This is a genomic window from Burkholderia pyrrocinia (assembly GCF_001028665.1).
Lineage (GTDB): Bacteria > Pseudomonadota > Gammaproteobacteria > Burkholderiales > Burkholderiaceae > Burkholderia > Burkholderia pyrrocinia.
On sequence record NZ_CP011503.1, the window covers coordinates 2,373,471 to 2,385,964 of the forward strand.

16 protein-coding genes are annotated in these 12,494 nt (G+C 66.1%); 9 read left to right on the plus strand and 7 right to left on the minus strand.

The window, feature by feature from the left end:
- Nucleotides 1-76 precede the first annotated feature (76 nt).
- Nucleotides 77-565 carry an Lrp/AsnC ligand binding domain-containing protein gene (locus tag ABD05_RS10925; RefSeq protein WP_012492860.1) on the plus strand — a complete coding sequence of 163 codons (489 nt, stop codon included), beginning with the start codon at nt 77-79 and terminating at the stop codon, nt 563-565.
- A gap of 90 nt (nt 566-655) precedes the next feature.
- Nucleotides 656-1,834, plus strand: a complete 1,179-nt coding sequence (locus tag ABD05_RS10930; protein ID WP_047900135.1) for a PA0069 family radical SAM protein — start codon at nt 656-658, stop codon at nt 1,832-1,834.
- 51 nt (nt 1,835-1,885) lie between these two features.
- Here the strand turns inward: ABD05_RS10930 and ABD05_RS10935 are convergent, their stop codons facing one another.
- Together ABD05_RS10935 and ABD05_RS10940 are read right to left on the minus strand one after the other, a co-directional pair.
- Nucleotides 1,886-2,353: an NINE protein gene (locus ABD05_RS10935; protein ID WP_047901159.1), complete on the minus strand. Its 468-nt coding sequence runs from the start codon at nt 2,351-2,353 to the stop codon at nt 1,886-1,888.
- Between the two features lie 109 nt (nt 2,354-2,462).
- Complete coding sequence (locus ABD05_RS10940; protein WP_047900136.1) at nt 2,463-3,590, minus strand: PQQ-dependent sugar dehydrogenase; 1,128 nt, start codon at nt 3,588-3,590, stop codon at nt 2,463-2,465.
- Between the two features lie 152 nt (nt 3,591-3,742).
- On the opposite strand from ABD05_RS10940, the gene rpsP reads away from it, so the two are divergent.
- The 6 genes from rpsP to ABD05_RS10970 all read left to right on the plus strand — a co-directional run bounded on the left by rpsP (nt 3,743) and on the right by ABD05_RS10970 (nt 7,871).
- Nucleotides 3,743-3,997 (plus strand): 30S ribosomal protein S16, encoded by a 255-nt coding sequence (rpsP, locus tag ABD05_RS10945; protein WP_006476550.1) that lies wholly within the window; start codon nt 3,743-3,745, stop codon nt 3,995-3,997.
- 42 nt (nt 3,998-4,039) lie between these two features.
- Nucleotides 4,040-4,717, plus strand: a complete 678-nt coding sequence (gene rimM, locus ABD05_RS10950) for a ribosome maturation factor RimM (protein WP_047900137.1) — start codon at nt 4,040-4,042, stop codon at nt 4,715-4,717.
- Nucleotide 4,718: 1 nt separating this feature from the next.
- The gene (trmD, locus tag ABD05_RS10955; RefSeq protein ID WP_047900138.1) at nt 4,719-5,513 is read left to right on the plus strand and encodes a tRNA (guanosine(37)-N1)-methyltransferase TrmD; all 795 of its coding nucleotides are present in this window, start codon (nt 4,719-4,721) and stop codon (nt 5,511-5,513) included.
- 132 nt (nt 5,514-5,645) lie between these two features.
- Nucleotides 5,646-6,038 carry a 50S ribosomal protein L19 gene (gene rplS / locus ABD05_RS10960; protein ID WP_011883860.1) on the plus strand — a complete coding sequence of 131 codons (393 nt, stop codon included), beginning with the start codon at nt 5,646-5,648 and terminating at the stop codon, nt 6,036-6,038.
- A gap of 87 nt (nt 6,039-6,125) precedes the next feature.
- On the plus strand, nt 6,126-6,812 hold the full coding sequence (locus ABD05_RS10965) for a CoA pyrophosphatase (protein ID WP_047900139.1): 687 nt from the start codon (nt 6,126-6,128) through the stop codon (nt 6,810-6,812).
- A 120-nt stretch (nt 6,813-6,932) separates the two neighbouring features.
- Nucleotides 6,933-7,871, plus strand: a complete 939-nt coding sequence (locus ABD05_RS10970; protein ID WP_047900140.1) for a CobD/CbiB family protein — start codon at nt 6,933-6,935, stop codon at nt 7,869-7,871.
- Nucleotides 7,872-7,934: 63 nt separating this feature from the next.
- On the opposite strand, the gene ABD05_RS10975 is transcribed toward ABD05_RS10970, so the two are convergent.
- From ABD05_RS10975 to ABD05_RS10985, 3 genes are all read right to left on the minus strand, one after another.
- Complete coding sequence (locus ABD05_RS10975) at nt 7,935-8,252, minus strand: putative signal transducing protein (RefSeq protein ID WP_047900141.1); 318 nt, start codon at nt 8,250-8,252, stop codon at nt 7,935-7,937.
- 62 nt (nt 8,253-8,314) lie between these two features.
- Nucleotides 8,315-9,256, minus strand: a complete 942-nt coding sequence (gene rsgA / locus ABD05_RS10980) for a ribosome small subunit-dependent GTPase A (RefSeq protein ID WP_047900142.1) — start codon at nt 9,254-9,256, stop codon at nt 8,315-8,317.
- Nucleotides 9,253-10,512, minus strand: a complete 1,260-nt coding sequence (locus tag ABD05_RS10985; RefSeq protein WP_047900143.1) for a M48 family metallopeptidase — start codon at nt 10,510-10,512, stop codon at nt 9,253-9,255. Before ABD05_RS10985 ends, rsgA begins: the two co-directional genes overlap by 4 nt.
- Nucleotides 10,513-10,629: 117 nt before the next feature.
- Between ABD05_RS10985 and orn the strand changes: the two genes are divergently transcribed.
- Nucleotides 10,630-11,256, plus strand: coding sequence for an oligoribonuclease (gene orn, locus ABD05_RS10990; RefSeq protein ID WP_047900144.1), 627 nt, complete (start codon nt 10,630-10,632; stop codon nt 11,254-11,256).
- Nucleotides 11,257-11,272: 16 nt separating this feature from the next.
- Here orn and mog read toward each other — a convergent pair whose 3' ends face one another.
- Nucleotides 11,273-11,893, minus strand: coding sequence for a molybdopterin adenylyltransferase (mog, locus tag ABD05_RS10995; protein WP_047901160.1), 621 nt, complete (start codon nt 11,891-11,893; stop codon nt 11,273-11,275).
- The gene (gene yjgA, locus ABD05_RS11000) at nt 11,874-12,479 is read right to left on the minus strand and encodes a ribosome biogenesis factor YjgA (RefSeq protein WP_274521908.1); all 606 of its coding nucleotides are present in this window, start codon (nt 12,477-12,479) and stop codon (nt 11,874-11,876) included. The genes mog and yjgA overlap by 20 nt, the downstream gene beginning before the upstream one ends.
- Nucleotides 12,480-12,494: the final 15 nt, after the last annotated feature.

Consider the following 12,494-nt stretch of genomic DNA (forward strand, 5'->3'; position numbering starts at 1 on the left):
TCTAGTTTTTTGCGCTATGGTATTGTCGAATGTCCAGGTTTTGTTATCGTATTTTTCAGGTTTTCAGCATAAACAAATGAGAACGCAACGTCAGCCCGTACGCTCGCTCGACAAGCTCGACCGGCGCATCCTCAAACTGCTCCAGGACGACGGCCGGATGGCGATGAAAGACCTCGCGGAACAGGTCGGATTGACCGTCACGCCGTGCATCGAGCGCGTGCGGCGCATGGAGCGGGACGGCGTGATCACCGGCTATCACGCGCGGGTCGACCCGGGCCAGCTGGGTGCCGCGCTGCTGGTGTTCGTCGAGATCACGCTCGGCCACAAGGGCGGCAACATGTTCGAGCAATTCCGTCGGGAAGTGATGAAGATCGACGAGGTGCTCGAATGCCACCTCGTGTCCGGCGATTTCGACTACCTGATCAAGGCGCGGATCGGCGAGATGGCCGACTACCGGAAGCTGCTCGGCGATATCCTGCTGCAGTTGCCCGGCGCCGTGCAGTCGAAGAGCTATGTCGTGATGGAAGAAATCAAGGAGACGCTGACGATCGCGGTCGGCGAGTGACGTGCTGGCGGCCCGTTGTCGGGCCCCTTATCCCGCCCTTGGCATGCTGCACCCAATACTGTATAAATGTACAGTATTGGGTGCAGGCGAATGGGTGGGCACATGGACGATCGGTCCGACAACGAATTTCCGGTAGCGCCGCCCGTGCCCCGCAAGGGGCGCGGTGCGGTCGACAACCTGCAGGGGCGGTACGAGATCGCGCAGCGCGAAGCGATTGACGACGGCTGGACGCACGAGTCGGACGATGCCGACTTCCCCGCGCCGCTGCGCACGCAGGTATTCGAGGAGCGTGCGAAGAGCATCCTGACGCACAATCAGTCACCTGATATTCCGTTCAGCGTATCGCTCAATCCGTATCGCGGTTGCGAGCACGGCTGCATCTACTGCTTTGCGCGGCCGACGCACAGCTATCTCGGCCTGTCGCCGGGGCTCGATTTCGAAAGTCGCATCTACGCGAAGGTCAATGCGGCCGAACTGCTCGAGCGCGAGATTTCGCGGAAGCGCTACGTGCCTGAGCCGATCGCGCTCGGCGTCAACACCGACGCCTACCAGCCGGTCGAGCGCGACCTGCGCATCACGCGCAGCGTGATCCAGGTGATGCACGATCGCGGGTTGCCGTTCGCCGCGATCACGAAATCGTCGCTGATCGAGCGCGATCTCGACCTGCTTGCGCCAATGGCCGAGCGCGGACAGGTGATGGCGGCGGTCACGATCACGACGCTCGACGCCGATCTCGCGCGTACGCTCGAGCCGCGTGCGGCGACACCGGCGCGCCGGTTGCGCACGATCCGTGCGCTGCGCGATGCGGGCGTGCCGGTCGGCGTGAGCATTGCGCCGGTGATTCCATTCGTCACCGAGCCCGACATGGAGCGCGTGCTCGAAGCGTGCGCGGAAGCCGGTGCGACACATGCGAGCTACATCATCCTGCGGTTGCCGTGGGAGGTCGCGCCGCTGTTCAAGAACTGGCTCGCCGCGCATTTCCCCGATCGCGCGGAACGCGTGATGAACCGGGTGCGCGACATGCGCGGCGGAAAAGACTACGACTCGGATTTCTCGAAACGGATGAAGGGCGAGGGGATCTGGGCCGACCTGTTGCGGCAGCGTTTCCGCCAGGCCGTCAAGCGGCTCGGGCTGAACGAGCGCACGAACGGCATCCTCGATCTGTCGCAGTTTCGTGGCGCGCCTGCCGCCGCAGTGTCGGCGCCACGCGTAGCAGTGCGCGCGGCCGGCGCGAAGTCGCGCGACGACATGCAGTTGAACCTGTTCTGACCGGCGCGCAATACGGTGCCCGTCAGCGCCGGTGCGTCGCGTTCGTTGCGCTTACTGCGAAATCTGCCTTGCTGCTTCGACCTGCGACTCGAAATACGTCTGGAACGACAGCGCGAGCGCGGTCATCAGCAGGAACGCACCGATCAGCAGCGAGAAGATCACGACAAAGATCACGGTCCAGCCCGACCGGCTGTGCTTGCCCGTTTCAGCGTTGAATTGCGCGTCCCACTTTTCGTCGGGGCGCAGCCCGTAGACGAGCGCGGCGAGGAACGCCGCCAGCAGCGAGATTGCGCCGGGTACCGCGAGCCACCAGCCGAGGCCGGCACTGCGCTGGGTCGCGGCGAGCAGGAGGAAGCCCGGGATGCCGACGATCGTCGCGAGCAGGTGAGCCCAGCCGTACACGTCGCGAAAACCGTACAGGTAGAAGCGGTGCGCACCGAGCGATCCGAACAGGAATGCGAGGGCGGCGGTGAGCGTCTTGGAACGGAAGCGGCGGGACGGTGCGGTGCTGCTGGACATGGATGGCTGCGTATTGGCGTTGGCATGGGCGGCCGGCGGGCCGGCGCGGGCGCGCGGCCCGGCACGCATTCTACGATGCCCGGTCGGGCCCGGTCACCCCCGGCCTGCGTCAAGGCGCCGCATAGGTCACGCGGTAGATTGCACCTGCGTAGTCGTCGCTCACGAGCAGCGAACCGTCCGGCAGCGGCAGCACGTCGGCCGGGCGCCCCCATACCGTGCCGTCGGGCCGCAGCCAGCCCGTGACGAACGGAGTCTGGCGCGCGTGGCTGCCGTCCGCCGACACGACGACGCGCATCACGCGGTAGCCGACCTTCGTGCTGCGGTTCCATGAACCGTGTTCGGCGATGAACACGTTATTGCGATACGACGCCGGAAACATCGGCCCGGTATAGAAGCGCATGCCGAGCGCCGCGACGTGCGCGCCGAGTTTCAATACGGGCGGTACATAACGACGGCATACGTCGGCGCTGCCGAATTCGGGGTCGGGCGTGTCGCCGCCATGGCAGTACGGAAAGCCGAAGTCGAGGCCGGCGCGAGGCGCACGGTTCAGCTTGTCGTCTGGCACGTCGTCACCCATCATGTCGCGCCCGTTGTCGGTAAACCAGAGCTCGCCCGAATCGGGGTGCCATGCGAAGCCGACCGTGTTGCGCACGCCGCGGGCAACGACCTCGCTTCCGCTGCCGTCGGCCTTCATGCGTGCGATGATCGCGTAGCGGCCACGATCGGCGAGACAGACGTTACACGGTGCGCCGGTCGGCACGTAAAGCTTGCCGTCGGGGCCGAACGCAATGAATTTCCAGCCGTGGTGGTGTTCGGTCGGCAGTGCGTCGGTCACGACGACAGGCGGCGGTGGCTTGGCGAGCCGGTCATCGATGCGATCGAGGCGCAGGATGCGCGACACGGCGGATATATAGAGCGCACCGTCGCGGTAGGCTACTCCGACGGGCATGTCGAGCCCGGACGCGATCACGTGGCGCGCGCTGATCCGGCCCTCGTGCATCTCGAACGCATGCACGCGGCCTTCCCGCGTGCCGACATACAGGATGCCGCGCGGCGACCACGCCATTTCGCGTGCGGTCGGTACCGAGTCGATCAGCACTTCCACGTGGAAGCCGGGCGGCACGACGAGTTCATCGACCGGCAACGGCGCGGCAAACGCCGGGCAGGCAAGGCCGGCAAGCAGCGCCATGAAACGGTGCTGCGCGCGGCGCGTCGGGGCGGCGCGAAGGAGCGGCATGACGGTCGGGAGCGTCCTGGACACGACGATTGTATGCCCGGCCGACAGGCCGTCCGCGGATTTTTTCCGCGTAAGTGTTTGTTGTACCTCTGGTTTCCGGCTATAATCGCGTGTTTCAGTAGTTTCGAACCCGGTTTTCCGAAGGACATCATATGGTTATCATCCGTCTGGCTCGTGGCGGCTCGAAGAAGCGCCCGTTCTACAACATCGTTGCTACCGATTCGCGTAACCGTCGTGACGGCCGCTTCATCGAGCGCGTCGGCTTCTACAACCCGGTCGCCACGAAGGGCGAATCGCTGCGTATCGCTCAGGACCGCCTGACGTACTGGCAAGGCGTTGGTGCGCAACTGTCGCCGACCGTCCAGCGTCTCGTGAAGGAAGCGCAAAAGGCGCAACCGGCTGCCTAACATGGCACGGTGTGCCGGTCGTGCCGGCTGTGAGGTGCATTGATGGCGGGTCACGATTCCGGTAATGCAAGGCGCGGGCGTGCGTCATTCGGCGCATTCGTCCGCAAGCCGGTCGAGCGCGACGTTGTCGCGAACGCCGGACAGGCTGCCGAACCAGGTAGCCTCGAAGCGATGCAAGCTTGGCCCGACGATGCTGTCGAGGTCGGGGCGGTGGTCGACGCCTACGGCCTGAAGGGCTGGATCAAGGTGGCGACGCATGCCGACGCCGGTCGCGGCGGCGACGCGCTGCTTAACGCGCGCCGCTGGTGGCTGGAACGAGGTGCGGAGCGGCTTTCCGTCCGCATCATGCAGTCGAAGACGCACAGCGACACGGTCGTTGCGCAACCCGCGGGCGTCAGCGACCGCGATGCTGCGCTGGCTATGCGCGGCTTTCGCGTGTTCGTGCGCCGGGAAGATTTCCCGGCACTGGCCGCGGACGAATTCTATTGGGTCGACCTGATCGGTCTCGATGTCGTCAACGAGCAATCGGTGGCGCTCGGGAAGGTGAGCGGGATGATCGACAACGGCGTGCATTCGATCATGCGTGTCGAGTATCCGGCGACCGGCAAAGACGGTCAGCCGACTACCGACGAACGGTTGATTCCGTTTGTCGGCGTCTACGTCAAAACGGTGGATCAGGCGGCGCGTCGCATCGTCGTCGACTGGGAAGCCGATTACTGAAATGAACCAGGTTACCGAGAGCGCGGTGCAGTTCGACGTCGTCACGCTCTTTCCCGAGATGTTCCGCGCACTGACCGACTGGGGAATCACCAGCCGGGCCGTCAAGCAAGGGCGCTTCGGGCTGCGCACCTGGAACCCGCGTGATTTCACGACGGACAACTACCGCACGGTCGACGATCGTCCGTACGGCGGCGGTCCGGGCATGGTGATGCTGGCCAGGCCGCTCGAAGCCGCGATCGGCGCTGCGAAGGCAGCGCAGGCGGAGCAGGGCATCGCGAGCACGCGTGTCGTGATGATGTCGCCGCAGGGCGCGCCGCTCACGCACGAGCGAGCGGTGCGGATGGCGCAGGAGCCGGGTGTCGTCGTGCTGTGTGGCCGCTACGAAGCGATCGACCAGCGCCTGCTCGACCGTTGCGTCGACGAGGAAATCAGCCTCGGCGATTTCGTGCTGTCGGGCGGGGAACTGCCGGCGATGGCGATGATGGATGCGGTCGTGCGGTTGCTGCCCGGCGTGCTGAACGATTCGCAGTCGGCCGTGCAGGACAGTTTCGTCGACGTCCTGCTCGATTGTCCGCACTACACGCGCCCCGAGGAATACGATGGCGTGCGCGTGCCGGACGTGCTGCTCGGCGGGCATCATGCCGAGATCGAGCGGTGGCGGCGGCAGGAAGCATTGCGGAATACGTTGCGGAAGCGGCCGGACCTGATCGTCCGGGCGCGTCGCGAAAAGTTGTTGAGCCGTGCCGACGAGGCGTGGCTCGCGAACCTCGCACGCGAAGCGAAGGACGCCTCCTGAGGCGGCGTCGCGGGCGGGAATTGGCGGTGCCGTGCATGCGTGCGCGGCGCCTGATGTGAACCCATCCTCTATCGGGGCCGGCCTGGGAGCAGGCAGGCGCAAACGCCGACACGATGGCAATAGGAGTCAGTGATGAACCTCATCGCAAAACTTGAGCAGGAAGAAATCGAGCGCGCGCTCGCCGGCAAGACGATCCCCGAATTCGCCCCGGGCGACACGGTGATCGTGAACGTGAACGTGGTTGAAGGTAACCGCAAGCGCGTTCAGGCTTACGAAGGCGTCGTGATCGCGATTCGCAACCGTGGCCTCAACTCGAACTTCATCGTCCGCAAGATCTCGTCGGGCGAAGGCGTCGAGCGTACGTTCCAGACGTACTCGCCGCTGCTGGCAAGCATCGTCGTGAAGCGCCGCGGCGACGTGCGTCGCGCGAAGCTGTACTACCTGCGCGAGCGTTCGGGCAAGTCGGCTCGTATCAAGGAAAAGCTGGTGTCGAAGGATCGCACCGCAGCAGCTTCCCAAGAGTAAGAGCTGTAAGGAAAAAGCACCCACCTGGGTGCTTTTTTCATTCTGGCGCGACAATATGCTCGATACGACACGAACCCGAGAGCCCCATTGAATCGCCGCCCCATCATCGATCCCGAAGTCTTGCCGGTCGAAGGCACCGGCGCCGGCCTGCCGGCCATCGATCCCGGCCTGATGACGCCGTCCGGCTTGCGCGACCGTTTCGCGCGCACGCTCGACTGGAGCGTCGAGCCCGGAGAGGCGAGGCTGCAGGAAGGCGTCGATCCGCGTAGTGCGGCCGTCCTCGTGCCGCTCGTCGCCCGCGAGTCGGGCCTCACCGTGCTGTTGACCCAGCGCGCCGATCACCTGAACGACCATGCCGGGCAAATCAGCTTTCCCGGCGGCCGTCGCGAACCGTTCGACCGCGATGCGACCGCCACCGCGTTGCGCGAGGCGAGGGAAGAGATCGGGCTGGCTGCCGAACGCGTCGAGATCCTCGGCGCGCTGCCCGACTACCTGACCGGCACCGGCTTCCGCGTGGCGCCGGTGGTCGGCCTCGTGCATCCGCCGTTCACGACGCAGGCCGACACGTTCGAAGTTGCCGAGATCTTCGAGGTGCCGCTCGCGTTCCTGATGAATCCCGCGAACCATCAGGTCCGCGTGTTTCGCTGGGAAGGCGGCGAGCGTCGTTTTTTTGCGATGCCTTATCCGAACGGCGAACCAGGCGGGCATTACTTCATCTGGGGCGCAACTGCCGGCATGTTTCGCAATCTGTACCGCTTCTTGGCCGCCGCATAGGCGCACACACCGGCCGGCGCGCGCGGCCGGCCGCCGGGCGACCGCGCCGGCAGCCATGCGGGGCTTACGCTGTGCTATCGTTATGCAAAAAATGACATAACTCCGAAGACGGCGCCACGCATGACTTTCTTTTCGGTTCTCCTCGCCCTCATCATCGAACAGGTCCGCGCGTTGTCGCCGAACAATCCGGTGTTCACGCTGTTCCAGTTTCATGCGGAAACCGTCGCGCATGGTCTCGACGCCGGCAAGCAGAAGCACGGTATCCTCGCGTGGCTCGCGGTCGTGCTGCCGTGGGTACTGATCGTCGCGCTGGTCTATTTCCTGCTGTACAAGGTGAGCTTCGTGCTCGCATTCCTGTGGAACGTGGTCGTCGTGTATTTCACGCTCGGCTTCCGCCAGTTCAGCCACTACTTCACCGACATCCACCTCGCGCTCAACAACGACGACGTGCCGCGCGCGCGTGAAATCCTGCGCGAGTGGACGGGCATCGACACGGTCGACATGCCGGTTGGCGAGATCGTCCGCCACACGCTGATTCACGCGGTTGTCGCATCGCATCGCCACGTGTTCGGCGTGTTCTTCTGGTATGTGCTGCCGATCGGCCCGGCCGGTGCCGTGCTGTACCGGATTTCCGAATACCTCGCACGTAGCTGGTCGACGCCGGGCGACGACCGCACGGCCGCCTTTTCGACATTCGCGCAACGCGCGTTCTTCGTGATCGACTGGATTCCCGCGCGACTGACCGCACTCGGCTTCGCGATCGTCGGCAATTTCGAGGATGCGATCTACGCGTGGCGCAACCACACGCGTCAGTGGCCCGACCCGAACGACGGCGTGCTGCTGGCAGCCGGCAGTGGAGCCCTCGGCGCACGTCTCGCAGGGCCGCTCGCGGAACCGTCGAGCCTCGACGCGCTGGCGGTCGGCGACAGCGGTCCGCTGACGGTCGGTGACGATTGCACGCCGCGGACGCTGCAGTCGGCGGTTGGCCTCGTCTGGCGTGCGGTGATCCTGTGGATGATCCTGCTGCTGATGCTGACGCTTGCCGTCTGGGTATCGTGACAGGGCGGCGCAGCACCCGATGAAAGACCAAGGCCGGCATGACGCCGGCCTTTTTGCTGTGGGTCAGTCGTCGAGCGGATCGCGCACGGCGCCGCATTGCCAGCAGGCCGTGAACTGGGCCTCGAGCGCCTCGCCGCACTGCCGGCAGCGCCACGGCGCAGCGCCGGCCGACGGGCCGTTCGATGCGGCATCGAGGAGCCGGCGCGCGAGCGCGTCGTCGCGTTCGTCGTCGAGCCACAGCTCGGGCGTGCACGCATCGGCGGGCAGGCCGCCGAGCGCGCCGGTCGCGTAGCAGTTATGCAGCTCGCAGCCGATGCCGGCCGCCTGAAGCACGTTGGCCCAATGCTGCGCCGTCGCAAGATTGGGTGCCTTGAAACGCATGGCGGCTCCTGTCGGTGAAGGCCGGCCCGAACGGTGCCGGCCGCCGTGCGCCTGTCGCGCGATCAGCGGACGATCTGGCTCGCCTCGTGCACGAGCTGCGCATACAGCGCATGCCTGGACGGCGCGATGCGGCCGTCGTCGACCGCTTCGAGAATCGCGCAGCCGGGCTCGTGCAGATGATGACAATTATAGAAACGGCAGTCCGGGAGCAGCGGCCGGAACTCCGGAAACGCGCGTTCGAGACGGCCTTCCGTCAGATGGTAGAGGCCGAATTCCTGGAAGCCCGGCGAATCGATCAGTGCGCCGCCGCCCTCCAGCGGGTAGAGGCGCGTGAACGTCGTCGTGTGGCGGCCGCTGTTGAGCGCGGCCGAGATCTCGCGCGTCGCGGCTTCGGCATCGGGAACGAGCAGGTTCACGAGCGTCGACTTGCCCATCCCGGACTGGCCGAGCAGGATCGTCGAATGCCCGGCGAGGTGCGGCATCAGTTGCGCGCGCGCGTCGTCGGGCGAGCCCTTCACCGACAGCTCGAGCACGTCGTATCCGAGCGCGCGGTACGGCGCGAGGCGCTCGCGCGCGACCGGCAGCGCAGCCTCGACGTCGATCTTGTTCAGCACGACGAGCGGCTTCAGCTCGTTCGCCTCGGCGGCGATCAGCGCGCGGCCGAGCAGGTCCTCGCTGAAATAGGGCTCGGTCGCGAGCACGATCAGCAACTGGTCGAGGTTGGCCGCGAAGAGCTTCGACTTGAACTGGTCGGAACGGTACAGCAGGTTGCGCCGTTCGCCGATCTCGACGATCACGCCCTGGTCGGCCGACGCGTGTTCGTAGACGACGCGGTCGCCGACCGCGATGTCGCTCTTCTTGCCGCGCGGGAAGCATTGCAGCATCGGGCTGCCGTCGTCGGGCGCGACGATGTAGTGGCGGCCGTGCGCCGCGATCACGCGGCCTTCGACACGTTGCGCGCCCGACGCGCGCGGGGCCGGCTTGCGGGAGGTCGGCCGGCTCATGCGTGCTGCATCAGGCGGTCGATCCGCTGCGATGCGGGCGGATGCGAGTAGTAGAAGGCCGTGTAGACGGGGTCGGGCGTCAGCGTCGATGCGTTGTCTTCATAGAGCTTCACGAGCGCGCTGACGAGATCCTGCGCGTCGGTCTGGCTGGCCGCGAACGCGTCGGCCTCGAATTCGTGCTTGCGCGACGTGAGGCTGCTGAACGGCGTCGCGAAGAACAGGAACACGGGAATCGCGAGGAAGAACAGGACGAGCGCGGCGCCCGCGTTGCTCGTGTCGAGCGACGGCGTGACGCCGAGCCCCGTATAGAACCAGGTGCGTTGCGCCAGCCAGCCGAGCAGTGCGAGCAGCACGAGGCTCAGCACGAACGACACGAGCATCCGTTTCATCACGTGGCGGCGCTTGAAATGACCGAGTTCGTGCGCGAGCACGGCTTCGATTTCCTGGCCGGACAGGCGCGCGAGCAGCGTGTCGAAGAACACGATCCGCTTCGATGCGCCAAAGCCCGTGAAGTACGCGTTGCCGTGCGCGGAGCGGCGGCTGCCGTCCATCACGAACAGCCCCTTCGCCGCGAAGCCGCAGCGCTTCATCAGCGACTCGATGCGCGAGCGCAGCGCGTCGTCCTTCAGCGGTTCGAACTTGTTGAAGAGCGGTGCGATGAAGGTCGGGTAGATCAGCAGCACGAGCATCTGGAACGCGACCCAGACGATCCAGGTCCACAGCCACCACAGGCTGCCGGCCTGGTTCATCAGCCACAGCACGACGAACAGCAGCGGCAGGCCGAGCGTGGCGCCGAGCAGCGAGTTTTTCAGCATGTCGGTGAAGAACAGCCGCTTCGTCATCCGGTTGAAGCCGAAACGCTGCTCGATCCCGAACTGGCGGTAATACTCGAACGGGACGTCGATGACGCCCGTGATCACGAGCACCGCGGCGACGAGCGCGACCTGCTGCCCGTAGCCGCGGCCGAGCCAGCCGGTCAGCAGCGTGTCGAGCGCGCCGACGCCGCCGAGCAGCGTGAGGCCGACCAGCACGGCCGCGCTGACGACGATCTCGAGCATCGTCAGCCGGGTACGCTCGACCGTATAGTCGGCCGCGCGCTGGTGGGCGGTCAGCGGGATGGTTGCGCTGAACTGCGCGGGCACGCCGTTGCGGTGCGCGGCGACGAAGCGGATTTGCCGCGACGCGAGCCACAGCTTGGTGACGACCATCGCGAGCACGGCGAGCGCGAACAGCAGGGTGAACGAAAAGGGTGACATCGAAGGCGCCAAAGGGTTCTATGCGAGAATTATATGTTCTTGCGGACCGGGCCCGCTGATGCGATGCCGGCCGCCCGGGCGGCGCCGCGCGCCGTCCGCCATTTTCCAGGATGACTCATGACCGATACCGCCGCTTCCGCCAGCCAGCCCGCGCTCGTGCGCAACGAGTTGAACCTCGTCTGGCTCGACATGGAGATGACGGGCCTCGACCCGGATAACGACCGCATCATCGAGATCGCGGTCGTCGTGACCAATTCCACGCTCGACGTTGCCGTCGAAGGCCCCGTGTTCGCAATCCACCAGAGCGACGAAACGCTCGCGAAAATGGACGACTGGAACAAGTCGACGCACGGCCGCTCGGGCCTGATCGACCGCGTGCGCGCGTCGACCGTGACCGAGGCGGAAGCGGCCGCACAACTGCAGGCGTTCCTCGCGCAGTACGTGTCGCCCGGCAAGTCGCCGATGTGCGGCAACTCGATCTGCCAGGACCGCCGTTTCATGGCGCGCTGGATGCCGGAATTCGAGAAATTCTTCCACTACCGCAATCTCGACGTCAGCACGCTGAAGGAGCTGTGCCGCCGCTGGCAGCCCGCGATCTACAAGGGCTTCCAGAAGCGCGCGATGCACACGGCACTCGCGGACATCCACGAGTCGATCGACGAGCTGAAGTACTACCGCGAGCATTTCCTGATTCCGGCCGCATCGGCGTCGGCGTCGGCAGGCGAGTCCGCGCCGGCCGCCTGAGCGGGCCGGCACGCGCTCAGCGAGGCGCGCGCTGCGCGCTTTTCGGCCGGAACGCCGCGACCACTGCGGCGTCGGTCTCGATGTACGGGCCGCCGATCAGGTCGATGCAGTAGGGCACCGCGGCGAAGATGCCGGGCACGGTCGACTTGCCGTCGGCATCGCGCAGCCCTTCGAGCGTTTCCTGGATCGACTTCGGCTGGCCAGGCAGGTTGATGATCAGCGCCGCATGGTCGGCCGTCTCGCGGATCACCGCGACCTGCCGCGACAGGATCGCAGTCGGCACGAAATTCAGGCTGATCTGCCGCATCTGTTCGCCGAATCCGGGCATTTCCTTCGTCGCCACGGCCAGCGTGGCCTCGGGCGTCACGTCGCGGCGCGCCGGGCCCGTGCCGCCGGTCGTCAGCACGAGGTCGCAGCCGGTGACGTCGACGAGCTCGGCGAGCGTGGCGGAGATCGTCGGCGCGTCGTCCTGGATCAGCCGCGTTTCGGCGCGCCACGGCGAGACCAGCGCGCCAGCGAGCCACTCCTGTAGCGCCGGAATGCCCTTGTCTTCGTAGACACCCGTGCTGGCACGGTCGCTGATCGATACGAGACCGACGACGAGCTCGTCCGGGTGGTTAGGCTTCGTCGTCGTCATGATCGTCTCCGGCGTCGTCGGCCGCATCGTCATCCCCGCCGGGCGTGCCGCTCGCGGTCTTGATCCACTGGAACAGCTCGCGGAAGTAGCGCGGCGGCTTGCCTTGCTGCGCTTCCTTGCGCGCGTTGCGGATCAGCGTGCGGCCTTCCTGGATGTCGGCTTCGGGGTGCTGGCGCAGGAATTCGGTCAGCGCGTCGTCGTTGGCGAGCAACTGGTCGCGCGTGCGCTCGATCCAGTGCAGGCGGGCCGTCGCGGCCTTGTTCACGCCGCGCTGCGCGTCGAGCGCGGTGCGCAGCGCGGCCGTCTCGTCGTCGGTCAGCGAGCGCATCACGCGGCCGACGTACTGGAGCTGGCGGCGCTTGCCTTCGTGATCGGTGATCCGGCGGGCCTCGCGAACGGCGTCCGACAGACTTTCAGGCATCGGCATGCGCTTCAGCGCATCCTTCGGCAGATCGACGAGCGCCTGGCCGAGCACCTGCAGCTCGTGCATCTCGCGCTTGAGTTGGGATTTGCTGGGGCGATCGTAGCCGTTGTCGTCGTCCTCGACGGCATGCTCGATCGGCTGGATTCGGGTTTTGCGTGTCATGGGCGGCATTGTATC

Coding starts and splice junctions, on each gene's coding strand:
- ABD05_RS10935 (WP_047901159.1), bottom strand. CDS start 2,353: ATGTCCAGCAGCACCGCACCGTCCCGCCGCTTCCGTTCCAAGACGCTC.
- rpsP (WP_006476550.1), top strand. CDS start 3,743: ATGGTTATCATCCGTCTGGCTCGTGGCGGCTCGAAGAAGCGCCCGTTC.
- ABD05_RS10975 (WP_047900141.1), bottom strand. CDS start 8,252: ATGCGTTTCAAGGCACCCAATCTTGCGACGGCGCAGCATTGGGCCAAC.
- ABD05_RS10925 (WP_012492860.1), top strand. CDS start 77: ATGAGAACGCAACGTCAGCCCGTACGCTCGCTCGACAAGCTCGACCGG.
- ABD05_RS10930 (WP_047900135.1), top strand. CDS start 656: ATGGGTGGGCACATGGACGATCGGTCCGACAACGAATTTCCGGTAGCG.
- trmD (WP_047900138.1), top strand. CDS start 4,719: ATGAACCAGGTTACCGAGAGCGCGGTGCAGTTCGACGTCGTCACGCTC.
- ABD05_RS10985 (WP_047900143.1), bottom strand. CDS start 10,512: ATGTCACCCTTTTCGTTCACCCTGCTGTTCGCGCTCGCCGTGCTCGCG.
- ABD05_RS10970 (WP_047900140.1), top strand. CDS start 6,933: ATGACTTTCTTTTCGGTTCTCCTCGCCCTCATCATCGAACAGGTCCGC.
- rplS (WP_011883860.1), top strand. CDS start 5,646: ATGAACCTCATCGCAAAACTTGAGCAGGAAGAAATCGAGCGCGCGCTC.
- ABD05_RS10940 (WP_047900136.1), bottom strand. CDS start 3,590: ATGCCGCTCCTTCGCGCCGCCCCGACGCGCCGCGCGCAGCACCGTTTC.
- yjgA (WP_274521908.1), bottom strand. CDS start 12,479: ATGACACGCAAAACCCGAATCCAGCCGATCGAGCATGCCGTCGAGGAC.
- mog (WP_047901160.1), bottom strand. CDS start 11,893: ATGACGACGACGAAGCCTAACCACCCGGACGAGCTCGTCGTCGGTCTC.
- rsgA (WP_047900142.1), bottom strand. CDS start 9,256: ATGAGCCGGCCGACCTCCCGCAAGCCGGCCCCGCGCGCGTCGGGCGCG.
- orn (WP_047900144.1), top strand. CDS start 10,630: ATGACCGATACCGCCGCTTCCGCCAGCCAGCCCGCGCTCGTGCGCAAC.
- rimM (WP_047900137.1), top strand. CDS start 4,040: ATGGCGGGTCACGATTCCGGTAATGCAAGGCGCGGGCGTGCGTCATTC.